Here is a 25,779-nt window from a genome sequence, read left to right as displayed (position 1 = left end):
GTCTTGATATTTGGAGCAGATATGGCAGTGACAAAAAATGAGTTTTTGGTTTTACGTGAGCTCAAATCCACCCATGAGGTAGTAAGTCAGCGTAAGCTAAGTCAATTAACTGGCCTTTCACTTGGATCTGTTAATGCTGCACTTAAAAGCTGTGAAACGGCTGGTTATGTAGCAGACGGTCTTCTTACTCAAGTAGGTATTGAGGCTCTTGAGCCTTACAAGGTAAACAATGCAATTATCATGGCAGCCGGTCTATCTTCTCGCTTTGCTCCCATTTCATATGAGCGGCCTAAGGGCTTACTTCGCGTGCGTGGAGAAGTTCTTATCGAGCGCCAAATTAAGCAGCTGAAGGAAGCTGGTATTTCCGATATTACAATTGTTGTGGGTTACAAAAAGGAGTACTTCTTGTATTTGCGCAGCAAGTACAAGGTAAACATTGTAGTTAACTCTGAATATGCAGTGAGGAATAATAATAGTACGCTCTGGCTTGTGCGCAATAAGCTTTCCAATACCTATATTTGTTCTTCGGATGACTACTTTACTCAAAATCCTTTTGAGGCCTATGTATATGAAGCTTACTATGCCTGTGTCAAGGCGGAAGGTCCCACTCAGGAATGGTGTATTACCACTGGTGCCAATAATCGTATTACGCAGGTAACAGTAGGCGGTGCTGACTCTTTGGTTATGCTGGGCCATGTGTATTTTGATAAAGCATTTTCTGAGCGCTACAGGCAAATTTTGGAAGCTGTGTATGATAAGCCAGAAACTGCCGATAAGCTCTGGGAAGAAATCTATGTCGATCATATCAATGAGCTCGATATGATTGCGCGTCCCTATGAAGATGGTGTTATCAATGAGTTTGACTCGCTTGATGAGCTTCGCAGTTTTGACCAATACTTTATTGAGAATGTAGACTCCGAAATTCTGGACAACATCGTAGAGGTTCTTGGTTGTAAGAAGACGGACATTTATGAATTTTGGCCGCTTAAGCAGGGGCTTACTAATTTATCTTGTCACTTTTCGGTAGGTGAGGGTAATCAAAAGAAGCAATATGTTTATCGCCATCCTGGTGTTGGTACCGAAAAAATGATTAGTCGTGCGAGTGAGGCTGCTGGTCTTCGTTTAGCGCGTGACCTTGGTTTGGATAGTACATTTATTCATGAGGATGAAGAGTCTGGCTGGAAACTCTCACGCTTCATCCCTAACGCACAGTCTCTGGATACCAATGATGACAAACAGCTTAAGCATGCTATGGAGATGTGCCGCCAGCTGCATGACTGTGATGCAAAACTTGAGCGTCATTTTGACTTCTTTGAAGAAGGATTATCCTATGAGCAACTTTTGCTAGAACATGGCCCCATCGAAGTACCTGGCTATTATGAGTTGCGCGATAAGATTGTTCGACTTAAGGATTTTGCCAATGCAGACGGCTACCCTGAGTGTGTTTCACACAATGATTTCTTCTCACTGAATTTCTTAGTAGAAGCCGATGGTCAGATGAGTCTTATTGACTGGGAATATGCTGGCATGTCTGATGTGGCAAATGACTTTGGCACCTTTACCGTATGTAGTGAATTTACAGAACAGCGCGCAAATCAGGCGCTTGATTATTATTTTGGTCGCAGCGCAACATTTGAGGAGCGTCGTCATTTTTGGTCTTATGTGGTTTTGGCTGGTTGGTGCTGGTACATCTGGTCGTTGGCCAAAGAGGCCGAGGGCGATAATGTAGGCGAGTGGCTCTTTATCTACTACCGCTATGCGGTGGACTATATCGATAAGGTCCTTGACTGGTACGAAAACGGACAGAAATAGGACAGGAGAAAAGATCCATGAAGTATGGACTATTGAGCGGCATACTCTGGGCCATTGATACTGTTGTTTTGGGCATTGCATTGGCAATGGGATTGTATGCAGTGGTTGCAAACGCCTCATTTGTATCTGCCTGTATGCATGACATTTTTGCAGCACTTATTTTGTTGGTTTGGATGGGTGTTCGTGGTCGTTTGGGCGACACCATTGCAGCCATCAAAACACGTAATGGTCAAGTTATCATGCTGGCAGCTCTACTAGGAGGGCCCATTGGCATGAGTGGATACCTTGCGGCAATTGAAAACATTGGTCCTGGGTATACTGCCGCAATTTCTGCTTTTTATCCTGCTGTTGGTACCTTGCTTGCGGTACTTATCCTCAAAGAACGCATGAAACTCAAGCAGGTTGGCATGCTTTTGTTGGCACTACTTGCTATCGTGTGCATTGGCTGGTCTTCCACAACAGGAAGTACCATGGATAATCCTTTGGCTGGTATTTTAGGGGCTTTACTGTGTGTATTTGGTTGGGGATCTGAGGCTGTTATACTTGCGTGGGGTATGAATGAGGAAGCGGTAGACAATGAGACTGCCCTTCAAATTCGAGAAACTACCTCGGCACTTGCGTATTTGTTGGTAGCTATGCCCTTGTCTGGCTCTCTAGAATTTTTTGGCGAGGTGGCATTTACTCCAGAGAATGCTGTGGTTGGTCTTGCTGCACTGGCAGGTGTTGTGTCCTATCTTTTCTACTACAAAGCTATCGATTGTATAGGTGCCTCACGCGGGATGGCGCTCAACATTTCTTATTCTGCCTGGGCTGTTCTTATCAGTGCGATTGTTCTTCATGTAATCCCCAGCGCATTAGAAATTGTGTGCTGTGCAGTGATTATTGTGGGAACTGTCTTATCTGCATCACCTAATTGGGGAGAACTATTGGGCAATTCGCGTAAAAAAGACTAGAGATAGGTCTGACAGCTAGGATAATAATAAACCGGTGTTAGAATGCTAGGCGGTATTGTGAGGCGAATTATGTAAGGATTATTTCATGCTGCAACCGCTTACTAACCTCTTCCTGGCTATTGTGGATTGGGCACATGGTCTGACCGGAAGTTATTGGGTAGCAATCTTTGTATTCACGTTGGTATCAAAGGTTGTACTTATGCCACTTTCGTTGTGGTGCCAAAAGAACTCAATCGTAATGGTTCAAGTTATGCCAGATCTTTTCCATCTTAAGGAGAAGTACTTTGGTGACAAAGAGACCATTGGCGAAATGCAAAGTGAGCTCTATAAAAAGCATCACTATCATCCACTTCTGAGCCTAATTCCTCTGGCTGTGCAAATTTTTATCTTGTTTGCGCTGGTAGATGTCATCCACTCTATTACAGACAGTGGAGCTGCGGGCACCGAATTTTTGGGCTTGGTCCCCGCCACCAATGGTGGAGCGTCTCTTATTATGGTAGTTGCTGCTACGCTTTCTGCTATAGCAATGGGTTTTGCTTCTAACGTAATTAACCCCTTGCAGCGTGAGCAGTCTACGGTAGAGAAAAACACAACCAATGGCATGTCCATTGCCCTGTCTCTTTTCTTAGCCTTTTATGTTGCCTGCGGTATGGCTTTTTACTGGGTATGCTCAAACTTGCTTTCTATTGTGGTGCAGGTAATCTGTAACATTATTATTCCTCCTGCAAAATATATTGATTACGAGCGCTTGGAAGAAACTCGCTCTTCTTATGAGGCTATGGTTAATGCAACCAAGTCTGAGCATAAATGGTGGCAGCGTGATCCTCATGCTGGTCGCGAGCGTGCAGATTATAAACGCTTCTTCAAAATTGATAATAAACACCTCGTGTTTTACTCTGAGGGTTCTGGCTTCTACAAGTATTTCCGCGGTGCTATTGAGTGGCTACTTTCTCATTCCGACATTCGTATTCACTATGTAACCAGCGATCCCAATGATCAGATTTTTGACCTTGCAAAATCTGAGCCTCGCATTCTTCCTTACTACTTGGGTCAGCGTCGTCTAATTACTCTGATGATGAAGATGGATGCGGATGTTGTGGTTACTTCCCTAGGTGACCTAGACAATTTCTATATCAAGCGTTCTTATGTCAACAAAGACACTGAGTATTTATATATGTGTCACCACATGACCTCTATGACGGTAACCTCTACACGTGGCGAGTATGCCAACTATGATGGTGTGTTGTGTGTTGGTCCTCATCAGCAAAAAGATGCCCGTGCTGTCGAGAAATTCTATGGTACGCGTGAAAAGAAATTACCTCTGATTGGCTATGATCTTCTCGACCGTGAGATCGCGGACTATGCAGCTATGGAGAAGATCGTCCATGAGCGTCCTGAGATTTTGATTGCACCAACTTGGAATTACGACAACATCCTAGATTCTTGTATTAATGATTTGCTGGATAAGTTGTTGGGTCACGGCCATCACATCACAGTGCGCCCTCACCCCGAGTACATTAAGCGCTACAAGTCCAAGCTTGATGCATTAATGGAGCGATATGCTTCTACTCCTGCTGAGGAGCTTACGTTTGAGTGTGATTTCTCTGGTCATAGCTCTATTTTGGAAGCAGATATTTTGATTACCGACTGGTCTTCTATTTCTGCTGAGTTCTCCTTCACTACACTCAAGCCCTGCTTGTTTGTAGACACCACCATGAAGGAACTCAATCCCGATTGGAAACAAATTACTGAGTGGACTCCCTCAGACATTAGTATTCGTAATGAAATTGGTCGTTCGGTTGATCCTAAGAACCTAACTGGCTTGTGTGAAACCATTGATGATATGGTTAACAATCCTCAGACCTGGGCCTCTCAGATTGAGGAAATTCGTGGCAGCATGATTAGTAACCTTGGACATGGTGGAGAAGTAGCAGGTAAATTCATCTTGGATGAGGTTCTTGCTCACCAAAAGGCAAAGCAGGGGGACGCTAATGCAAACTAATAACAAGCGCATAATGCGTCTTAAAGCTGCCCTTGTAGCTTGCGATATTGTATTTGCTGCAAGTCTGTTTATGATTTGGACAGTGGGTTTGCCAACACCAGCCCAAGCTTATGTTGATCCGTCAGTTATGACGTATACCATTCAAGCTCTTGCAGGCGTGGCTGTTGCTTTGTCTGCTGTAGCTGGTATTGCGTTTAGGCGTTCACGCAAAATTATTCTCAAAGCATTACATATAGAAGAAAAGCGCGTAACAGAGCCTCTTGTTTCTACCATTGCACCTGAACAAAAGGCATCTGTAGACGCTGCAGCGAAGGTATCCATTGCTGCAAGCGCTATTGCTCAGGGCAATATGAGCAATGAGAGTTCTGTGAGCTATAGGCCACAGCTTCTTTCCCGTTTCATAAGTGCATTGCTTGTTTCCCTGTTCTTCTCGGTGACATGGTTACTGGTGGCACCCTATGAGCTTATTGCCGGAAATGAAGCAAGTTTGATTTATGGTCTTGGCCAAACGTGGCATGTATTTATCTTGCCTGCACTACTTGCAACAATCGTTTTGACAGCAATTCTTACGGTAATTCCTGGTAGAGTATACAATGTTTTTCTTATGCTTCTATTTGGTTTTACACTTGCTTCTTATGTGCAGGTTTTATTCCTCAACGGCACTCTTCCAAGCTCGGATGGCTCTACGGTTGTTTGGGATTCGTACACAAAGGTTGCAGTCTTTTCCTTTATTGCATGGGCGATTATTTGCATTGCCCCGCTTGAGTTGAGCCGTCTTAATCGTAGTTTGGCAAAGAAAATCGTGACCGTAGTCTCGGTACTTCTTATTCTCATCCAAGGTGTTGGTATTGGCAGTTTGTTTGTCAAAGATATCCAACAGGCGGCAGTTTCTGGTCAACAAAAATACGTTATTTCCGAGAAGGGCATGCTCAAAGTCTCGGCAAAGAAAAATGTTGTCATCTTTGTTCTTGATATGTATGACGAGACTATGGACTTGCGTCCCCTTATGAAACAATCTCCTAGTTTACTTTCAGAGATGACAGGCTTTACGTGGTATCAAAATACTGCTGCGGTCATTACGCCAACACGTGATGCTATCCCCACCATGCTTACGGGTTACGCGCCCAATCATGAGACAAACTATTCTGCTATGGGTATGGCTCGTTTTGAGAAAGGCACCTATCTTACGGACTTCAAAAAAGCTGGTTATGATATTGGAGTTTATACTGATATTCTCTCAACTGAGTCACCGTATATTCATCAAAATGTCTCTAATGTTGTTGATATTAATGAGAGTGCTAACAGTATGCTTAATAAGAAGGGCATACTTAAAGCTCTGTATCAGTGTGCAGCATTTCGTAATTTACCTTGGGCGTTTAAACCGTTTTTCTGGTTCTATACGGACGACATTAATGCAGCTATGTTGAAGTCGAACGAGGATTCCAATGGCTTTAATGATATGGGTGCATATGCAACAAACGATCCAGTTTTTGCAAACAAGCTGCACACTTATGGGCTAACGGTTGATGATACATACGACAAAGGCTCTGTGCGCTTCATTCATCTCATGGGTCCCCATTATCCCTATACAATGAATGAGGACATGGTTATTGCAGGGGATGCCACCCGAGAAAAACAAGCGGTTGGCTCTATGAATATTGTTCGTGATTACATTCGCGAGATGAAGCGCTTGGGTATTTATGATAATGCGACAATTATTATTACCTCTGACCATGGTTATTTTAAGAGTACGCCTCCTCTTTCAAAGCTTGATGAGGCTGCTTGTCCAATTTTGTTAGTAAAGCAACCACAATCGCATGAAGAGGCCTTGGCACCATTGGCAGTTTCTCCAACCTTGCCCGTAAGCAATGGAGATGTATTCCCTACGGCCCTTGCGGCTGAAGGGGTTCCCGTGACGTACAAAGGTCTTGGCGAGAATGTCCTTACACTCAATGATTCAAACCGTATTCGCTATTTTATGGCTCTAAGCAAGGATAACCAAGGCGTTGAGCATGGTACTGTTGAGTACAAGATTACTGGTGATGCGTCACAGATGAGCAATTGGGAGCTTACTGGTTGGGTATTGCGCTATCCAGAAGGCGAGTGGGATTCTAATGCACCAATTTCTCAGCCGTAATCGCAAAAAAATAGGCAAGGGAATTGTCATGCAAGCTGCTAGTAGGCGTGTAATGTATCTGCGAGCAACCTTACTCGCGTGCGATCTTTTGTTTGGTGTGGGTCTATCGCTTGTTTGGGCACTCTGTATGCCCACCCCAGCTCAGGCCTATGTTGATCCATCGGTTATGACATACACCATCCAAGCATTGGCTGGTGTAGCGGTAGCACTGTCTGCTGTAATAGGTGTGGGATGGCGCCGCCTCAGGCGTCATCTTATCAAGCTTCTTAAGCTTGACGATAAACGCGAGATAGAGCCAGATGTTCACTATTATGCAGATGGCAAGGTGCCTGCTGCTCAATTAGAGGCGGTAGTTGGTTCTACTTCCACCATGCAGTCTCAAAAACCCGAGCGCATCTCGTGGGTTAAAAGGCTGCTGTTGGCATTGGTGCCAGCGCTTGCATGTTCACTGTCTTTGTTGTTCTTCTCGCCCCTAGAAATGATTGTGGGTGCAGAGTCTCAGTTAGCATTTAAGACAACTAATGTCTGGGGCATTATGTTTGTATTTGCTCTGGTGTGTGGTCTTATACTTGCGCTTTTGATTTCTGTGTTCTGGGGTAAGGGTTTTTCTGCATTACTAACTCTTGTTGCTGCATGCACTTTAGGGATGTTTTTGCAATCACTTTTGCTTAACGGTGGCTTGCCAGAAGCAACGGGTATTGCAGTAAATTGGGGTTCGTTTAAACAACAGATGCTCATAGATGCGCTTGTGTGGGCACTTATTATCGCAGCATATTTTGTGGCTGCTCACAAGTTCCAGAGCTTGTCTAAGCTGCTGCAGATTTCTATTTGTGCTGTATTGGTATTAGTGCAAACCGTCAGTTTAATAACGGGTATTGTGGCAGCTCAAAATGCCAATAAGGATGCGGATGTTGTCCGCATGACCGAGGAAGGTCTGTTTACAGTTTCTCCCAAGAAGAATACTGTTGTGTTTGTCTTGGATACTTTTGATACTGAGGATATTTTGCGCCTTGAAGGTCAGGATAAAAACACCCTTGCTGCTTTTAATGGTTTTACCTTTTATAACAATTCCAGCGGTAAGATGATTCCCACGCGCTATGCCATCCCGTATTTGCTTTCTGGCGAGCAACCCCAACATGATGAGACGTTTGGTAATTGGTGCCGGACCATGTATTCTCGTAGTTCGTTTTTGTCGGACATTAAGGATGCAGGATATTCCATAGGTATTTATTCTGATGATGGCTCTGTCCATCGCCCGTACGAGATTGCCGATAAGACCATTAACATTCATAAGGTTAAAGATCCCAGCATTAATACACAGGGCACCATCAATATTTTGGCTGGATGCGGTATTTATAAGAGTGCGCCTTGGCTGGTAAAACCTTATTTTTGGTTCTATCAGGATCAGCTTAACGAAAATGTGATTGATCACTCTAACGTAGATCCGGCAGGAGTGGTGTACGTAGAGAAAGACGGCGCTTTTCACGAGAAGCTTGTAGATAAGAAGCTCACTGCAAGCGATGAGGGTGAAAAAGGTGCCTTTAGGTTTATTCACTTACTGGGCACACATGCACCTTATGTGCTTAACGAACAAGGTTTCCAGGTTGAGAAGTCCGATATTGATGCTCAGGCTCGAGGTTCTCTTCAAATTGTTGCAGACTATATCCAGCAGCTTAAGGATCTTGGTGTGTATGATGACACAACCATCATCGTAACTGCCGATCATGGTCGTTTTGACTTTACCGCATCATGGAAACCAGGTTTTAATCCTCACGACCTTGGCAATGCTGGTCTTGCAAATGGTGGCAAGGATATTGGCAGAGCTACGTGTCCTTTATGGCTTATCAAACCTGCCCAGTCTGCGGAGCAAGATGCTCTACCATGTCAGGTTTCAAACGTGCCAACTGGTCATGAGGACTATGCGGCAACAGTTATTGATGCCGTGGATGGAGATTATGCAAAGTACGGTATACCAACCTGGATGGTGGGTCCCGAACCCCGTGTTCGTACCTATTTAGCAACCATTCATAATGCCAGCGCGAAAAAAGACTATGAATTGCATGAGTACGAGATCAGGGGAAATGCTCTTGATTTTAACGACTGGAAGAAGACGGACAAAAGTTGGCCGTGCGGTGACTAGGCCGTATACGCTTATGGTTCAACATTTGCTTATGTTAGTTGTGAAGTAACAATTTATTTTGCGATTTATAGATACGAATTTTGCCTTTGGGGAATAGAGTTGAGTAAGGAGAGGCGCAGATGCGTGCGTCCACTTTACTGGAAGGAAAGAATATGGCAGAGGCAAGTTTTTATCGTTGCAATCAATGTGGCAATGTTGTAGCTCTTCTTCATAATGGTGGCGGCACTCTTAAGTGTTGTACTGCTGGTAATCCTATGGAGCTTTTAGTTCCCAATACTACCGATGCCGCTAACGAGAAGCACGTTCCTGTTGTAACAAAGGAGGACGGCAAGCTTGTTGTAACCATTGGCTCTGTCGAGCATCCTATGATTGAAGCGCATTTTATTGAGTTTATTGCTCTGGTAAAGGCTAATGGAGATATTAACATTAAGTACCTAAAGGCTGGCGATAAGCCCAGCGTTAAGTTCTGTGGACATGACGTAGAGGGCGCAACAGTTTATGCATATTGCAACCTTCATGGTCTTTGGGCTACTGATGTTAAGTAAGTAGTTTTTACACTTGTTTTGCCAACAGCTCGTGCCTTTGGGTGCGAGCTGTTTTGTTTAATAGCATTATATTTAGGTAATACTATGCACGGATATAACGAACATAGATAAGGTAGCGGGAGCTTTAGATGAAGATAGCCATCTCTCAGATGAGCACGCATTCAGCAGATTTTGATGTCACCCTTAGACGGATGATTGCACAGGCTCGTTTGGCAAAAAGTCAGGATGCAGATCTTATAGTATTCCCTTTTCCAGCACTTACGGGGCCTGATTTTGGCGGCATGGGGACGCTTGATTCTTTTGGTCAAGCTATTGCCTTGGCTCAAGTAGCACTTGCAGATGAGTTGGAAAAAATACAAATTTCTGCTCTGGTGCCCCTATTGATTCCTGCTCCGTTTGGTACTTTTCAAGAAGTAGTGTTCATCAAAGAAGGCAACATTATGCCGTTGCGCTATGCTTCGCATGCACTTACAGCACAAGAAGGTCCTCATGGATGGATGGCTTCTTCTGGTCAAGAAACTATGGGTTTTGCGCTAGGAGACATTACCTGTGCTGTAGTTTTTAACCAAGAGCAGCTTCATGCTTTGGTGGAGAGCCAAACAGATCTTGATATTCTATTCTACTTACAGGGAAATTGCTTCACGACCGATGATGATAGTACGGTATTGGCACCTGCTCTCTCTCAAGGGCTGTTTGTACAGGATGTATCTGCGCTTAACGCTTGGTTGGTGGCTGTTGGTAGTGTGGGTGGCTACGATGATGTTGTTTTTGCAGGCGGAAGCTTTGTTATGGCTCCATGGGGAGATGTATCTATGCAAATGCCTTCGTTTGAGGAAGATTTTCGTCTCGTAGAAGTGGATCCTGCTTTTGAAGGCCCTCTTGCGCATCCAGAACCCGTGGCTCCTTACAATAAAAATGCGCTGTTATGGGATGGCCTTACCCTTTCTCTTCGTGATTTTTTACAATTTGATAAGCGCGTGCACGATGCAGTGGTAGTTCTTGATGGCACCATGGCATCTGCAGCATTAGCAGCTCTTGCCATAGATGCCATTGGACCTACACGCGTACATGCCCTATTGGTTCACACGCTCGATGAGGCTGCATATCGCGATGCTAAACAACTTGCGCGTAATTTACGTCTTTCTACCGATGAGCTCACCGTGCGGGATGCTGTTATTGCCAGTCGCGCATTACAGCTTGATGTAACCGATGCACCTATGCTTGACCTGCTTGTTGCTGCACGTTTGCAAAGCTTGGCGACAGAACACTCTGCGTTGATTTTATCGCCAGCAGATAAAACTGCTTTAGCGCTTGAGCTGCAGGAGAGCGGTAACACACGTGTACATGCAGCAAGTTATATGCCGTTTGGTGATGTGTATCGCTCTCAGCTGCTCAGTCTTGTACGTTACCGTCAGTCACAATCTGCTGCTATGCCCCAGGCGGTTCTCAAACGCTTTACCGTGCCATCATTGCATGCTCATTATTTTGAGAATCTTTGTTCATCTATGGGTGCAGAGGCACAGCTAAGCCTAGTAGATTCTGTGCTGCTTTCCTATATTGAACAAGGTATGAGTTTTAATGACATAGTGGATTCAGGCAATGATGCCCAATTAGTCACAGCAGTTCTTAATCGCATGAATGCAAGCGAGATTGCTCGCCGCGCGTTGCCGTCTTTTGCTTCAGTCTCAGCCAAAACTATTACGGAAAACTCGCGACCTATCAATGCTGGCTGGGAAGATACCTATCGTACAGAGGATGAGTTTAAACAAGTAGAAGAGTTTTATAAAAAAATAAACGATAAGCTTGTGGAACTTGCAAGTGGTGTGGATCATACTGCAAAAATAAACGAAGCATTTGAAATGCTCCGTGATGTAATCTCCTCTGCGGTTAACGATAAAGGCAACGAGAATCGTTGGGGTACTGGACCATTTTCTAACAATTAGTGTGCTATCATAGAACGCATGTTCTAGTTTGAGGAGTGCACGTGATTATTTTAGGAATTGATCCCGGCCTAGCAAATACGGGGTGGGGTGTTATAGAAACACAAGGTTCGCTCATGCGTGCCCGTGCCTATGATTGCGTGCATACAGATGTCAAGGACAGTTTGGATCATCGTTTAGGTCTTATCTTTAATCGCATTGGTTTTGCTATTCGTGAATACAACCCAGATGCGGTGGCTATTGAGTCTATTTATTTTGGCACTAATACAAGTGCTGCAATTTGGACAGCTCATGCTCGTGGTACTGCTATTGCGGCTTGCGCATATGCAGGTATTGACGTGGGAGAATACACACCAATGCAAATTAAGCAGGCAGTTGTGGGTACTGGTGCTGCAGATAAAAGTCAGGTTACCTATATGGTTCGTAATGTCCTTGCTCTTGATCATGACCCTAAGCCAGATCATTGTGCAGACGCTTTAGCTGCAGCAGTATGTCACGCCCATACCACGCGTACCATGCATCTTGCCCAACAAACTTTACGAAAGGTAAAGCTGTGATAGTTCAACTAACTGGCTCACTTATAGAGGTAACTCCCAGTGTAATTGTGCTTGATGTAAATGGCGTAGGGTATGAGTTGCGCTGCTCTGCCATGACTGCTGCCTCTGTTCCAGCAGTTGGTACTTCCGGCGTTACCTTGCTTGCGCGCCTTGCCGTACGAGAAAATTCAATGACGTTGTTTGGTTTTGCCTCTCGAGAAGAGCGCACGCTATTTGACCGTTTGGTATCGGTATCTGGCGTGGGGCCTTCTTTGGCACTGTCTGTTTTATCTACATTTACGCCTTCTGTTTTTGCAGGTATAGTTGCTACCAACGATGCTACGCGTATGGCTACTGTACCAGGTGTAGGTAAAAAGACGGCCAATCGTTTGTTGGTGGAGCTCCAAAGTGTCTTTGCTTCTGACGCAGAACTGCGTGGACTAGTTGCTTCTTCGGCTGCTTCTGGTGATGGTGCAGCAATAGCTCTTACGGCGTCATCTATTGAGTCTGATGTCCAAGCAGCATTGCTTTCTATGGGCTTTACGCCTCAGGAAGTGGAGCTTGCTTTGGAAGGCTATGAACAAGCAGATGCGACTACGGTAGAGCAGATAGTGGCTTATGCATTGCGTAGGTTGGGAGGTAAGGCATAAATGTGGGAAGCAAATCCTATGCAGGACTTGTTTGGTAATAAGGATCAGCAGTTTGGCAAAACCCGTCCCGTTACCGCACAGCTTACCGAAGATGATTTAGAGGTTGATCGCACACTTCGTCCTAAAACGCTTGATCAGTATGTAGGTCAAGAACGTGTACGCGATAACTTACGCGTACTTATTGAAGCAGCTAAAACACGAGAAGAACCACTGGATCACGTATTGTTTTCTGGCCCTCCGGGATTGGGTAAAACTACTCTGGCAAATGTGCTTGCTAATGAGATGGGTTCAAAGCTGCACACAACTAGTGGTCCTGCTATTGAACGTACGGGAGATTTAGCGGCTATCCTTACCAATCTTGAAGCGGGAGACATCCTGTTTATAGATGAGATTCACCGTCTTAATCACATGGTGGAAGAGGTTTTATATCCAGCAATGGAAGACTTTTTCCTGGATATTGTTATTGGCAAGGGACCAGCTGCTCGTTCCATTAGATTAGATATTCCTAAATTTACTTTAGTAGGAGCCACTACGCGCACGGGATTGCTTACGGGTCCTTTGCGTGATCGCTTTGGCATTTCTTTTCGTTTAGATTACTACACCGTAGATGAGCTTGCAGATATTGTAAGCCGTTCTGCTGCTATCTTAGGCGTTGTCATAGATGGTCAGGGTGCTGCAGAGATTGCGAGTCGTAGTCGTGGTACGCCGCGTTTGGCAAATCGCTTACTTAAGCGTGTACGTGACTATGCGCAAGTGCGTGCAGATGGCACTATTACCTGGGATGTGGCTGCAGAAGCACTTACCTTCTTTGAAATTGATGAGATGGGCTTGGATTGGATGGATGTGAAGATTCTTAATGCTCTTTGCTCTACCTTTCGCGGTCGTCCTGTTGGTCTTTCCACCATCGCAAGTGCAGTGGGTGAAGATGCCTCAACTATAGAGGACGTGTACGAGCCATATTTGTTGCAGCGTGGTTTACTTGTGCGCACGCCTCAAGGTCGTAAGGCAACCTACGCGGCTTTTGAACATCTATCTATGGAAATTCCTCCAGAAAGGGGATAGCATGCTGGAGCGAGATTATATCTTGGAAGTTATAGAAACCTTTGTGGATACTGTGGCTTTTAGTTTGCGTGGTGCATTTATTCGTCACAATCCCGAGGAAGCAAAACAAACAGAGCATGCTCTTGCTGAGCTTATGGATTTAGATGCAAAAACAGCACTTTCTCTTTCTCCAGAGTCCTTGGTCACTATGATGCATTTGTCTGGTATTGGTGATGCTACTGCTAGTTATGTTAGCTATACGCTGGGAAAACTTGCAGATGCCTATGAACGTATGGGTGAGAAAAACATTGGAGAAATCCGTCGTGCACAAGCTCGTGCTGTTGCCGTTGCCTTTGGTTGGCACTTATCTGACGTGCCTGAAGGTATGGAACTTATCGATGCAGACCTCAAGGATTAGCCTTATAAAACACAACTTTATCGCATTTTTTTCGGCTAACGGTATAATTTGCCGTTAGCCTTTTTACATCATTTTATTTCTCAATATAGAGTACACTAGACCCCATGGTCATAAAGGCCATTTGTATCGCGTGAAAGCGCACAGTTTATGCTCTATAGAAGAGCAAAGAAAGAAAGGCACGTCATGGCTCAGGGTACTGTTAAGTGGTTCAATCCAGACAAGGGTTACGGCTTCATCTCTCGTGAGGACGGCGACGACTTGTTCGTACACTTCTCCGAGATTCAGATGGATGGTTTTAAAACTCTTGATGAGGGCCAGGCTGTCGAGTTTGACATCACCACTGGTCAGAATGGCAAGCAGCAGGCTTCCAACGTTCGCAAGGCATAAATTAGTTTTTACAGAGTCTTGTTAAGCTCGCATCCGTTTGGGTGCGAGCTTTTTTGAATAGAAATAGACCTGTACTATTAATAATCAGATGGCGTATATGAAAAAGATAAAATTCCATAGCATATATTACAGATATATGGCATTCATTTGCTTGCTTGGTATTACAGCTCTATATGCTGCATTAGATACTATGGGGCAAAATATAAACTTACAGATAGATGGATTTAAAGATTTTAGTCTGACAAAAAATGGGCTCTTGCTTATTTTTATTGGTTTTGTTGCAGTTATCCTAGTGTTTTCTTTTGTACATTGGAAATTTTATTACTGCGAAAAAGGCATATATATAAGAAAAATTGACTTACTCGTACCTTGGAATGAGATTGTTGCAGTCAGTCATGTTTGGATTACTGAATGCAATTTGGGTGGTAAACCATATTTTTACAATCGTAAAACCCTAGTGATTTATAGGGAAGATAACAAGCCAATTTGTGTTTATAATGTTTCTCTCTTGGCTCTTTATATAGCAAAACTTCGTAATCCTCACCTTACTACCAATATGGTATCTGCAACCTTAGCTACCGCTTTTAATGTAACTCTGAATGCATGGCCTCTCTATGAGGTCTATAGTAAAAAACTCGATACTATGCAACTTGGTCTTTTTATTGCTTGGGTAATTTTATATGCAATAAAGGTGTTTGTACTCCCGTTGCTTATGACTTCACATCAAAATAAGTTACACGGAAAATTTTTATTTCACGACACAGCATTAAAAAAGAATGTATCACCTGTGATTCAGGTATAAATCAGTTGTTAACTGTTGCAGGATTTACCTCATTAATTTTGTTTGTCCAAACTAGTCCAGAATACTCATCTGGAATATCCTTGGTACTCTCGACGGTATCAAATCCCTCGGATAAACTTTCCTTGCCAGCAGTTAGCTCAACTCTTGTATTAGATTTTTCCATGCGCTCCATAAATTTATGAGGCCAACCCCATAAAAATCTTGCATATCTCAAGGGTATCCGAAGCTCAGTATTTTGCATGGACGAAGGAACATATCCAGTCCATCCAATAAGTTCATACGTTATCAGAGCCGTTATCAATGAGTTTTTTGACATAATCTTTAACTCAGCGTTTTGTTGCCTTAGGTAGTCCGCGCCCTGATCATTGGCGCAACAGATGCTTAATTGTTTTAGTCGCTCTGGGGGAAAGCTGGATAAAAACTTCCAAAGTACTTCATATGTTTCCATCTTTCCATCTTTTACTTCAATTACGAATTCTTTATCAGGAAATGTATTAAAAACTTCATTGATGGTTGGCATTAGGCCAACCCCTTTTCCTCTGAGTGGGTATGTTTTCCCACCGTCTGCCGTATAACCAAATCCAACGTCCATTTGTTTTAGTTCGGACATTGTATAATCTTGCACTTCACCTTTTACGCCGCAGCGATATTGCAATGTTGCATCATGAAACAGGGCTAGCTGCCCGTCTTTTGAAAGTTTTACATCAAACTCTACTGCAGTTGCACCTAAATCAAAGGCAGCTTGTATTGATGGAATAGTGTTTTCAATATAGTCATGTACGGGCTCATCAATCATTGTTGCTGTATTGCTATTCCAGTTTGTCTGAGACTCATCAAAGGTTTGAGCAAGCCCCCTATGCGCTAAAAAGCTATAACGCTTTGAGCTGGGTGGTGTTGTAAACGCATTGGTATTGTTAACAAACATAAAGAGGAGAAGAAGGCAAATACTGATAAGAACTAATTTCTTTTTGCTGCTTTTGCTATTTCCAAAAAATCCTTTGTGCATGTTTGTTTCCTTAAGCTGTCATTATTTCAAATGAGCAAAGCTTTTAACTGTGTATACACACGACTTATTTGAAATATATGATACACGAGACATACCAAAACGAATGAAAATTCTGCGCAGCTCTCTGGCAGATTAATATCTGGGTATACAGCTATAGAACGCACAAGGAGAGTGTGTTTTATAGTAAACAAAGGAAGAGGTATATATGGCTATCAATACAACGCTTGGTGACGCACTTAATGAGCAAATTAATAAAGAAATTTATTCAGCATACTTGTATTTAACCTTTGCAGACTACTATGAGGACCGTGGCCTTAAAGGTTTTGCAAACTGGTATATGATTCAGGTAGAAGAAGAGCTTTCTCACGCAAAGATTCTTCGTCGCTACCTTTTGGATAATGATTACCAGGTAAAGATGCTTGCTATTGCTCAGCCCGATAAAACATTTAACAACGATATGGATCCTTTGCAGGCAGCGCTTGAGCACGAGCAGTATGTTACTGCTTCCATCAACGATTGCTATGCAATTGCTAATGAGCAGCATGATTTCCGCACGATGCAGCTACTCGACTGGTTTGTTAAGGAGCAGGGTGAGGAAGAGACTAACGCTTCTGACATGATTAAGAACATGGAGCTTTTTGGTGGGGACCCCAAGGGTTTGTTTGAGCTTGATCGTGAGTATCAGACTCGTGTGTTTACCGCTCCTACCATGCCAATGTAAACCCTTTCTTTTCTCGATATTCACTTTTGCATGAAAAACAGGTCTTCGGTTCTCCAAAGGCCTGTTTCTTTATATATTTTGATGTAACGCGCTTGCACAGTCTTTAAGTTGGTAGTAGTTACGTTGAACGATGTCCTATACCAACAAATCTTGCCAGTCGTACAAGAAACAATCGCTTACTTCTTGTACCTTCTCGACATCCTGAGTGGGATCATCAGCAAAAACACCTACGGCTGTACAGCCAGCCTTTTTTGCAGAGTTAATTGCAGGCACAATGTCTTCAAAGACGACGCAGCTGCTAGGATGTGTGTGTAAGGCAGCGGCGGTGTGTAAATAAATATCTGGATGGTGCTTAGATTTCCCTACCTGCTGAGCGTAAAATACCTCGTCAAAGAGGCTATCTACGTGTATGCGGGGCTCAAGAGATCCAAGTACCTCGGGGCTGTTACTGGTTGCAAGCGCTATTCGTATTCCTGCATTACGCAACTGAGTGAGGTAAGACTCTACTCCTTTACGTAATGTAACCTGTTTGGTATACAGCTGAGTGGCTAGGCTAGTCCACTCAGCTACAATATCTTCGGGTTTCTCGTTAAGGTTAAAGTGTTCAACCATATAAACGGCACCCTTACTAAAACCAAGTGCTGCAATATTGGCTGCAAGCGCAGGTGTCCATTGAATCCCTCGACGCTCGCAAAAAATGGTGTCGATGTCATTCCAAATTCTGCCAGATAGCGCAATAGTACCATCGAAGTCAAAAATAGCGGCTTCAAAATGGTGGTTATCAAGAAATTGAGCAGCATCGAGCATTGTCGCTCCAAGCAAAGAAATGGGTGGTACCGTACAAGCGATTGCATAATTGTTGTGTTGTGGGTCTAGAACGGCCATACCGCACGTGACTGGACTATGTACACATAGCTAACCATGCAAATATAAATGAGTCTAAACTATAAACAATTATGCGAGCACCACAATTTACTTGAAACTGTGTGTTAAAACGGATTCACACAATTTGTTTATGGGGATATCAAACAGGGGAGCCGCATGAATAAGCAACAGCTTTTTGCCTATGTTGCACATCAGTATGGCATTACTCCGGATTATCCCTGGACTGGCGCGGGTTCTGCAAACGCAGTGCTTAGGCATCCATCAAATGGCAAATGGTTTGCGTTAGCAATGCCCGTTATGGCGTCTAAACTGGGTCTTTCTGTGCAGGAATCTGTGGAGATTGTACTGCTAAAAAATGAGCCACTGGTTGTTGCGCATTTACGTGAACAGGTAGGGATTTTCTCGGCATACCACATGAACAAGGAGCATTGGATTTCTGTATTGTTGGAGTCCGAGTCTTTTGACACACAAGCCATACGAAATCTCAAAACCGTTTCTGATGAGCAGCTTGCAGTACTTATCGATACAAGCTTTAGTCTGACAGCTCCTGCAAAAGTAAGTAGGAAAACCAAAGGGAAACGCCAAAATTAAGATGCAACAGATGTAACAATAGAAAGGTAATCACATGGCAGATGATCTACTCAAGGCACGTGTTGATGCGTATGTGGATGAAGTTTGGGATAGTGTAGTTTCTGACATTGATACGTTAGTTCAGATTGAAAGTGTGGAGGACTTGGAGCATGCCAGTGATGATGCTCCCTTTGGCCCTGCTCCACGCGCAGCGTTGGATGCAGCTTTGCGCATTGCTGAGCGCTTGGGCTTGGATGCCGTTAATTGCAATGGGTACTTAGGGTATGGTCAGATTGATGGCCAAGATGACAAGCAGATTGCTACTATTGCTCACGCAGACATTGTTCCTTTGGGTACTGGTTGGGATTTTGATCCCTTGCGTGTAACACGCAAGGATGGGTATTTGATTGGTCGTGGTGTAGCGGACGATAAGGGACCGCTGGTTTTGTCTCTGTATGCCGCAGGGTTTGTGCGTCGTGAGGTTTTGCGCACTGGTATTGCACCCAAACATACCTTACGCGCGCTTGTTGGCACCAACGAAGAAACATCCATGGGTGATGTGGAGTGGTATTTACAAAATTACCGCGAGCCCGATTTCCTATTTACACCTGATGCCGAGTTTCCTCTTATCTGTGGCGAGAAAGGCCGTGTACAAGGCGCCTTCCGCAGCCAAGAAATTGCTGGCGAGAAGAGCGGAAATGTGCTGGTGAGTTTGGATGGTGGTACGGTAGCCAATGCAGTATGCAGCCTGGTAGAAGCTGTGGTTTATGCAAACCTAGCAGATTTGCCTGCGGCTCAGCATATTGAGCTTGAAGATGCAGGTAATGGAAAGGTGCGCATTGTGGCTCATGGCAAGGGTGGCCATGCCTCTATGCCAGAAGGTACACTCAACGCCATTGGCATTTTGGTAGATTACCTACTTGCTCATAAGCTCTATAGTCCTTCTCAACTTAGCTATTTGGAGCTTTTACAAAAGATTATGGCCTCTACCGATGGTTCATCCATTGGCATTGATGCTACAGATAGTTTCTTTGAGCCTCTAACCTGTATTGGAGGAACGCTGCGTACCAATAATGGCTGCTTTGTTCAAACTATTGACGTACGCTATCCAACCAGTACGGATGTGGATAAGATGAGCGCTGTCCTAGAACCTTTAGCAGTACAACACAATGCAAGTTTTGAGGTTCAAGGCAATATGACACCTTTCTTGACCGATCCAGAGTCTCCAGAAATTCAGACGCTTGTTTCGACTTACAATGAGTACACCGGTAAAAATGGTCGTGCGTTTACTATTGGTGGCGGTACATATGCGCGCCACTTTGGTAAGGCTGCAGCTTTTGGACCCTTTGAGCATGGTGCTACGCTTCCTAAGTGGGTTGGCCCTGAGCATGGCCCCAATGAAGGTGTGCATGAGGAAGAGTTTAAACAGGCTCTAAAAATTTATATTGTGGCAATTATGCGACTTATGGAGCTTAATCTGGACTAACTTCAGAACTTGACCTGCGGTTTATCCACAATAGTGGAAAATTATGCCGCTTATAGACTCGTCAAGCACATGCATACCGTATTGAATACAATCAGTACGGTATGCATTTTGTTAGCTAGGTCTTTTGAAAGGGGCATTATGGCAGACGAACAGCTTAAGCAAGAAATTGCCGAATACGTAGATCGTGTTTGGGAAGACGTTATTGTAGATATTGACAAGCTCGTCCAGATTGAGAGTGTAGAAAACATGGACGAGGCCAAGCCCGGCGAGCCTTGGGGTCACGCCCCTCATGAGGCCCTTGCAAAGGCCTGCGAGATTGCAGGTGATCTTGGTCTTGAGGCTCATGACTGCGAAGGCTACATTGGCTACGCAGATCTTAAGGGTACAAGCGAGGACTACATTGGTCTTATTGGTCACACAGATATTGTTCCTTTAGGTACGGGCTGGACCTTTGATCCTTTGCACGTAACTCGCAAAGATGGCTATCTGATGGGTCGCGGCGTTTTGGACGATAAGGGTCCTCTGGTTTTAGCTATGTATGCCGCTAAGTATTTTATCGAGAAGGGCGAGAAGCTTCCCTACACCCTTCGTGTCATCATTGGCTGCAACGAGGAAACCTCTATGCAGGACGTTGAGTGGTATGTAGAGAATTTCCCTCAGCCTGCATTCCTCTTTACTCCTGATGCAGACTTCCCCCTGTGCTATGGCGAGAAGGGCGGCTACTCTGCACGTATTGTGTCTGACAAGGTAGCTGGTGGCAAGATTGTTGACTTTAATGGTGGCATTGCAGATAACGCAATTCCTAACTTGGCAACTGCTGTTGTCCGTGCAAACGCAGCCGAGCTTACCCCAACCGACCGCGTAAGCGTAGAGGATGCTGGCGATGGTCTTGCTAAACTTACTGCTCACGGTATTGGTGGTCACGCTTCCAAGCCCGCTGGCACCATTAACGCTATTGGCCTGCTTGTGAACTACATGCTGGATAACAACCTGTGTGACGAGGGTGAACGCGAGTTTTTGGAGCTGGACCGTATTGTTTTGGCTTCTACAGACGGTTCTTCCATGGGCTTTGCAACTGCCGATAAGTACTTTGATCCTCTAACCTGCATTGGTGGTACCATGCGTACTATTGATGGCCGCTTTGAGCAGACCATCGATTCTCGCTATCCAACCTCCATTACTGGTGAAGAGATTACCGCTAAGGTTTCTGAGCTTGCAGCTCAGCACCATGCAACCGTAGAGTGCTATCTGGATATGGTTCCTTTTGTAACCGATCCTGAGTCTGAGGCAATCCAGACTCTTATTAACACCTACAACGAGGTAACCGGCAAGAACGCCGAGCCCTTTACCATGGGTGGAGGCACCTATGCACGTCACTTTGCTCGTGCCGCAAGCTTTGGTCCCAATGATCCTGATTGGGAGTATCCCGAGTGGGTACACGGCGAGCATAGTGCAGATGAAGGTGTTTCTGAGGAGCTCATGAAGCAGTCTTTGGGCATCTACATCTTAGCTCTTACCCGCCTGATGAAGCTTAATCTCAATGCTTAAGATTGTTGCTTAGCAAAACTCTTTAGTCAGATTTGATTTACACAAAAGACCAAGTCACCATTGTTATGAGGCTTGGTCTTTTGCTGTGTATGGTTCGCATCGTACTGGACAAGAAAAGCTATGGTAAGAGGAGTTATTTGTCCGGAGCATGTTCAATTGAACGGTCTATATCAAACAAAATTTCATCGCTATCTAGATTGGTCAGATTGCTCATAACGTCACTGGCAAGCTCAAAGAGTTGTGCATCCATGGCTGTGCGCGCAACAACACGCAGTGATTCATGTATTTTCTCGTCAACCTGCGTAGGGATATTGTTTTCTTGCAGTATGGAATCAATGTCATCAATTTGTACAGGCTCATAGCTATCTTTATGTTCCTCCATAAGTGCTTTGAGTTCAAAGGCGGCCATGTCATGTGCGGTGGAAGAAAATTGAAGTGCTTTGGAATAGCATGCGTCTGCTACACGTGGTTGGTTGCGCTTCCACATAAGAGAACCCAGACGATACAAACCAATGCCCATACTGTCGCCAGAGTAGACGTAATGTAGCAGGGCTATAAGTTCCGTAAGGGCCCCAGGCTGATCTCCGCCCTGTTCAAGAGCACCAGCAAGTAAGAGGCGTGCGCGGATGTCATAGGGGTTGAGCTCAAGGCACCTGCGAGCATAGGTAATACCTTGTTCAAGTTGTCCTAGTCGCACTAAGGCGCTGGCATACATAAGTAAACAGCTGTAATACGCCATGGGCACAAGACATACGGTAGGGTTTTGGGCATCTGCGGCATGTGCACGATTGAATAGAGAACGCTCGGTATAGGTTTCAAAGTGGCACCAGAGCAGCTCTTTGGTAGATTCATAGCTATGAGCAGCTTCTATGGGCTTCAGAACGCCTGCAATCAGTTTGCAAGTTTCTTCATTTTTTCCTTGCATAAAGAGGCCTAAGGCCTCTTGGCGCGTACGAGAAAGATTGTCACCATACGTAAATTCATCCAAAATGGCTTGATAATCTTCTGCGTCGAGCGTGCCTTCAATAAGCTTAGATGCTGTGCGTTTGGCAGCCTGTTGCACGGTATGGTTTGTTGTATGCGCAAAATCCATTAATGCGTGTACCTGCTCGGTTACTGTGCTACCCAGCTTCATACCCAGCTGCTCGGCAAGTTGTTCCATGGGTGCATATTCGTTAATGCCAAAGTCAGCAACGCGACAAGAACCTAAAAGCTCAGCGGTTTTCTCGTCCAAAATACGAGAAGAAAGCTCGATGGAGTCATAGCGCTCACGAGGACAAAAGAGTTCGTCCTCTAGGAAAAAGGTTTGCTCACAGGGAGCTAACCAACCGTCATCAAAAATAATGTTTGCACCAAAACTGTTATAACTTTCTTGTAGCTGGTCAAGAGACTGTGTGTTGACAGTGGTAAAGGTATCACGCGTAAAACAGACACTGTACCTGCAACTTCGCGCAGTGGACGTATTTATAATGCCAGCAACCCAAACGTGCTGGACAGATGCATGTGCATCAAAGGCTGTACTAGCAGCAAGAATGCCTAAACGCAGCGCATAAGCGCTGGCAGCAGCGTTGCGCATATACTTTGAGCCGCGAAGTACCTTATTGAGGTCATTTGACCAGCAGCTTTGGGGCATAGCAGAAGGTGGTATGAGCTCAATTTCTATAGCTACTGCTCCACGTGCAACGTTGCAACGTAAAGAGCCTACAAAGCGGTAGGGTAAAATCCAGGTTTCAAAACCAGTGGCAATGGCTTTACGTACAGCCCACTCAGATGGCAGTTCTTGATTGATATACGAGTTATGGGGTTTCTCGACAGTTGTTTGTACATCATGTTGCTGACAAATAGTGTCATTAATTGCTTGCGTGTAGGTATAGATTTCTTGTTCATTCATGGCTGCCAAATGCGTGTTTGTTTTGGTAGCAGCCATAAGCATGCGGTTAAGTGCAGCTTCAATACGGATAATACGCAGCTTTATGATATAGGGAACGGGGAACTCCTCTATACGAAGGTAAACCATACCTGTATGATGCAGCATGATAAGGCGCATTTGTGGCCAATGAGGCTCTTCGTCAGAGTTGGCATCAGCAACAGGAAGTTCTTGTAGTAAGTCAGCTTCTTCCAGCCATCGGGCTAGCAGTTGCTCTGCGGCGCAAGGCATGAGGTTGTTTGTGGGGTCTGATAAAGCCATGTGGGTACGATTTTGTACGCCTGCATAATAGAGTTTAAGTGCATCAATAAAGTTTGGTGCAGCATTAAATCCCCGGTACAGGGCATAGATGTTAAAGCTGGTATCAATCTGAGCGTCGTTAAACTCAACGCTCAGGGTGGCATTGCTGGGCGCATCCGTTTGCAAAGACGTGTGCTCTGTACGTTGCGGCTTGGAGCCGTTTTCCTTGTGTTCCACATGACCTCCTGCCTTTTAGAGTACCCTATCGGACGGACATAATTCACGGTTTTGTGCAGCAGGTGACAGATGACGCATAGTTTGGGAACATACAAAGGGAGAAACAACGTAAGGATTTGCACTATGACCAATCAATTTCCTGCTCAGAGCAGTGATGCTATGGGCGCTTCTACAAGTGAGTTATCTGCCTACTGTACTAATGATGATGTGGTGTATGCAGCTACGCAAATTTTTGATGCATTATCTGACTTTACGCGTTTTCAAATTTTGTCAGCATTGGGCACGCAAGAGCGTTCGGTTTCCGAACTACAAGAGGCTGCACATGTTACACAATCTGCCATCTCTCATCAGTTGCGCCTGCTGCGCGACCGAGGTGTGGTAGTGGCGCGTCGCGATGGGCAACGCATGATGTATTCCATAGCAGATGATCATGTAGTTACTCTATTGCGTGTTGGTTTAGAGCACGCTGCAGAGGACATTAAATCTGACGTATAAATAGACCACTGAGCAACTTAGGCTCAAACCAAGTAGATTTGGGTGGCATAAGTTTATTCGCATCTGCTATTTCCATAATTTGTTGAGTCCGTACTGCGGCTGGCGAGAAAATAACACCTGCGGCAGTCTGCGCTGCTTCTTGTAGTTCTGTAGTACTTGCAGTACCACCGATAAAAGAAATGCGTGCATTGTTAGTAGGATCTTCTATACCCAGCACGGGTGCAAGTATATAACGCTGTAGCAAATCCGCAGCGATACCAGTGTCTTTTTGTGTATTGGTAAGAGTACCCAAGTTTAAGTCATACCAGGTATTGTCTACAAACATACGTACGTGCTGGTCTTGTGCGTACTGCGGCGGTGTGGCGCTTTCGGAAGCATCCGATACTACAGGAGTCACAGCAATACCAGCCTCCATGATTTTCTTGATAAGTGTGGTAGAGGACATGGTATTGGTGTCATGTATAAGGCGATGATAGGGCAGGGTAGTAAGGTCTTCGGCATTAAAGAGTACGGCTAAAAATTGGTTGGACGCTGCAGCGCGAGAGGAATCTATGGATGCTGTTTGAGCTACTTTAACGGCAGCAGCCGCGCGATGATGTCCATCTGCAATATAAGCCGTAGGGATGCGTTCGTACAGAGCACATAAAGCTGCTACGGCATCAGGGCGAGCAATGCGCCAAATACGATGATGAATGCCTGCAGTATCCATAAAATCGTACAGTGGGTTTGCAGCGATTGATGCATTTACGATAAGGGAAAGCGTAGGATTTGCAGGATGCATCATAAGTACAGGACTTGCCTGCACAGCAGTTGCCTTCATGTGCTCCACGCGGTCATATAACTTCTTGGGACGAATGGCTTCATGTTGTTTAATAGTCCCATTGAGGTAATCACTTACGCTTACAGCACCCACAATGCCAAGCTGACTATGTTCGCGCGTGCTTAAGCGCCAGGCATAGAAGCAATCAGTGGGGTCTGCCAGTAAAGTGGAATCGAGGAGACGCTGGCCAAGTAAATCACTGGCTTTGGCATATACCTTAGAAGTACAGTCATGATAATTTTGGGGAAAGTTTACCTCGGGACGGTCGATGGTAATAAATGATTGTGGATGATTTTGTGCCCATATACGTGCTGTTTTATGAGTAAATACATCATAGGGAGGCGTTGCAAATTTCTGTGCTGCTCTAGGGTTGGGGCGCAAACAGCTTATAGGATTAAATTGCATGAAAGTCTCCTTTAGTACGTAATTTCTTAAGCATACACGTATGATGTGTGTTAGGGTCAAACTACAAATTATGACT

The 25,779-nt window shown here is 44.7% G+C and carries 22 protein-coding genes; 18 read left to right on the top strand and 4 right to left on the bottom strand.

Annotation, left to right across the window (positions count from 1 at the left end):
- The first annotated feature begins 21 nt into the window (after positions 1-21).
- The 13 genes from G469_RS0107640 to G469_RS0107580 all read left to right on the top strand — a co-directional run bounded on the left by G469_RS0107640 (position 22) and on the right by G469_RS0107580 (position 15,363).
- Entirely contained in the window at positions 22-1,812 is a 1,791-nt protein-coding gene (locus tag G469_RS0107640; protein ID WP_028264555.1) for a phosphotransferase, read from the top strand.
- 17 nt (positions 1,813-1,829) lie between these two features.
- Entirely contained in the window at positions 1,830-2,765 is a 936-nt protein-coding gene (locus tag G469_RS0107635; RefSeq protein WP_028264554.1) for a DMT family transporter, read from the top strand.
- Between the two features lie 85 nt (positions 2,766-2,850).
- Positions 2,851-4,767: a YidC/Oxa1 family membrane protein insertase gene (locus tag G469_RS0107630; protein ID WP_028264553.1), complete on the top strand. Its 1,917-nt coding sequence runs from the start codon at positions 2,851-2,853 to the stop codon at positions 4,765-4,767.
- Positions 4,757-6,904, top strand: coding sequence for an alkaline phosphatase family protein (locus tag G469_RS0107625; protein ID WP_028264552.1), 2,148 nt, complete (start codon positions 4,757-4,759; stop codon positions 6,902-6,904). Before G469_RS0107630 ends, G469_RS0107625 begins: the two co-directional genes overlap by 11 nt.
- Before the next feature lie 28 nt (positions 6,905-6,932).
- Positions 6,933-9,044, top strand: coding sequence for a sulfatase-like hydrolase/transferase (locus G469_RS0107620; protein WP_028264551.1), 2,112 nt, complete (start codon positions 6,933-6,935; stop codon positions 9,042-9,044).
- Positions 9,045-9,163: 119 nt separating this feature from the next.
- The gene (locus tag G469_RS0107615; RefSeq protein WP_245579136.1) at positions 9,164-9,589 is read left to right on the top strand and encodes a desulfoferrodoxin family protein; all 426 of its coding nucleotides are present in this window, start codon (positions 9,164-9,166) and stop codon (positions 9,587-9,589) included.
- Between the two features lie 128 nt (positions 9,590-9,717).
- On the top strand, positions 9,718-11,532 hold the full coding sequence (locus G469_RS0107610) for a nitrilase-related carbon-nitrogen hydrolase (protein ID WP_028264549.1): 1,815 nt from the start codon (positions 9,718-9,720) through the stop codon (positions 11,530-11,532).
- A 41-nt stretch (positions 11,533-11,573) separates the two neighbouring features.
- Complete coding sequence (gene ruvC / locus G469_RS0107605; RefSeq protein ID WP_028264548.1) at positions 11,574-12,086, top strand: crossover junction endodeoxyribonuclease RuvC; 513 nt, start codon at positions 11,574-11,576, stop codon at positions 12,084-12,086.
- Positions 12,083-12,715, top strand: coding sequence for a Holliday junction branch migration protein RuvA (gene ruvA, locus G469_RS0107600; RefSeq protein ID WP_028264547.1), 633 nt, complete (start codon positions 12,083-12,085; stop codon positions 12,713-12,715). The genes ruvC and ruvA overlap by 4 nt, the downstream gene beginning before the upstream one ends.
- Positions 12,716-13,777 (top strand): Holliday junction branch migration DNA helicase RuvB, encoded by a 1,062-nt coding sequence (ruvB, locus tag G469_RS0107595; RefSeq protein ID WP_028264546.1) that lies wholly within the window; start codon positions 12,716-12,718, stop codon positions 13,775-13,777. It begins immediately after the preceding gene.
- Position 13,778: 1 nt separating this feature from the next.
- Positions 13,779-14,174: a hypothetical protein gene (locus tag G469_RS0107590; RefSeq protein WP_028264545.1), complete on the top strand. Its 396-nt coding sequence runs from the start codon at positions 13,779-13,781 to the stop codon at positions 14,172-14,174.
- Positions 14,175-14,357: 183 nt separating this feature from the next.
- The gene (locus G469_RS0107585; RefSeq protein WP_002563995.1) at positions 14,358-14,561 is read left to right on the top strand and encodes a cold-shock protein; all 204 of its coding nucleotides are present in this window, start codon (positions 14,358-14,360) and stop codon (positions 14,559-14,561) included.
- A 97-nt stretch (positions 14,562-14,658) separates the two neighbouring features.
- A complete protein-coding gene (locus tag G469_RS0107580) occupies positions 14,659-15,363 on the top strand; it encodes a hypothetical protein (protein ID WP_028264544.1) in 705 nt (234 codons plus the stop codon).
- Position 15,364: 1 nt separating this feature from the next.
- Here G469_RS0107580 and G469_RS0107575 read toward each other — a convergent pair whose 3' ends face one another.
- Entirely contained in the window at positions 15,365-16,369 is a 1,005-nt protein-coding gene (locus G469_RS0107575; protein ID WP_051353829.1) for a glycerophosphodiester phosphodiesterase family protein, read from the bottom strand.
- Between the two features lie 205 nt (positions 16,370-16,574).
- On the opposite strand from G469_RS0107575, the gene G469_RS0107570 reads away from it, so the two are divergent.
- Positions 16,575-17,090, top strand: coding sequence for a ferritin (locus tag G469_RS0107570; protein WP_028264542.1), 516 nt, complete (start codon positions 16,575-16,577; stop codon positions 17,088-17,090).
- A gap of 135 nt (positions 17,091-17,225) precedes the next feature.
- Here G469_RS0107570 and G469_RS08750 read toward each other — a convergent pair whose 3' ends face one another.
- Positions 17,226-17,897, bottom strand: coding sequence for an HAD family hydrolase (locus G469_RS08750; protein WP_051353828.1), 672 nt, complete (start codon positions 17,895-17,897; stop codon positions 17,226-17,228).
- Between the two features lie 234 nt (positions 17,898-18,131).
- Between G469_RS08750 and G469_RS0107560 the strand changes: the two genes are divergently transcribed.
- The 3 genes from G469_RS0107560 to G469_RS0107550 all read left to right on the top strand — a co-directional run bounded on the left by G469_RS0107560 (position 18,132) and on the right by G469_RS0107550 (position 21,579).
- Positions 18,132-18,566: an MmcQ/YjbR family DNA-binding protein gene (locus G469_RS0107560; protein WP_028264541.1), complete on the top strand. Its 435-nt coding sequence runs from the start codon at positions 18,132-18,134 to the stop codon at positions 18,564-18,566.
- A 34-nt stretch (positions 18,567-18,600) separates the two neighbouring features.
- Positions 18,601-20,031, top strand: a complete 1,431-nt coding sequence (locus G469_RS0107555) for a Sapep family Mn(2+)-dependent dipeptidase (protein WP_028264540.1) — start codon at positions 18,601-18,603, stop codon at positions 20,029-20,031.
- Between the two features lie 138 nt (positions 20,032-20,169).
- Positions 20,170-21,579, top strand: a complete 1,410-nt coding sequence (locus G469_RS0107550; RefSeq protein ID WP_028264539.1) for a Sapep family Mn(2+)-dependent dipeptidase — start codon at positions 20,170-20,172, stop codon at positions 21,577-21,579.
- Positions 21,580-21,712: 133 nt separating this feature from the next.
- Here the strand turns inward: G469_RS0107550 and G469_RS0107545 are convergent, their stop codons facing one another.
- Positions 21,713-23,983, bottom strand: coding sequence for a tetratricopeptide repeat protein (locus G469_RS0107545; RefSeq protein WP_028264538.1), 2,271 nt, complete (start codon positions 23,981-23,983; stop codon positions 21,713-21,715).
- A gap of 123 nt (positions 23,984-24,106) precedes the next feature.
- Here G469_RS0107545 and G469_RS08745 point away from each other — a divergent pair, with 123 nt between their 5' ends.
- On the top strand, positions 24,107-24,478 hold the full coding sequence (locus G469_RS08745) for an ArsR/SmtB family transcription factor (RefSeq protein ID WP_035425452.1): 372 nt from the start codon (positions 24,107-24,109) through the stop codon (positions 24,476-24,478).
- Here G469_RS08745 and G469_RS0107535 read toward each other — a convergent pair.
- Positions 24,462-25,703 carry a DUF1015 domain-containing protein gene (locus G469_RS0107535; RefSeq protein ID WP_028264537.1) on the bottom strand — a complete coding sequence of 414 codons (1,242 nt, stop codon included), beginning with the start codon at positions 25,701-25,703 and terminating at the stop codon, positions 24,462-24,464. The two genes, G469_RS08745 and G469_RS0107535, sit on opposite strands and share 17 nt — an antisense overlap.
- Positions 25,704-25,779 lie beyond the last annotated feature (76 nt).

The organism is Atopobium fossor DSM 15642, assembly GCF_000483125.1.
GTDB lineage: Bacteria > Actinomycetota > Coriobacteriia > Coriobacteriales > Atopobiaceae > Atopobium > Atopobium fossor.
This window is presented reverse-complemented; position numbering and strand designations above follow the sequence as displayed.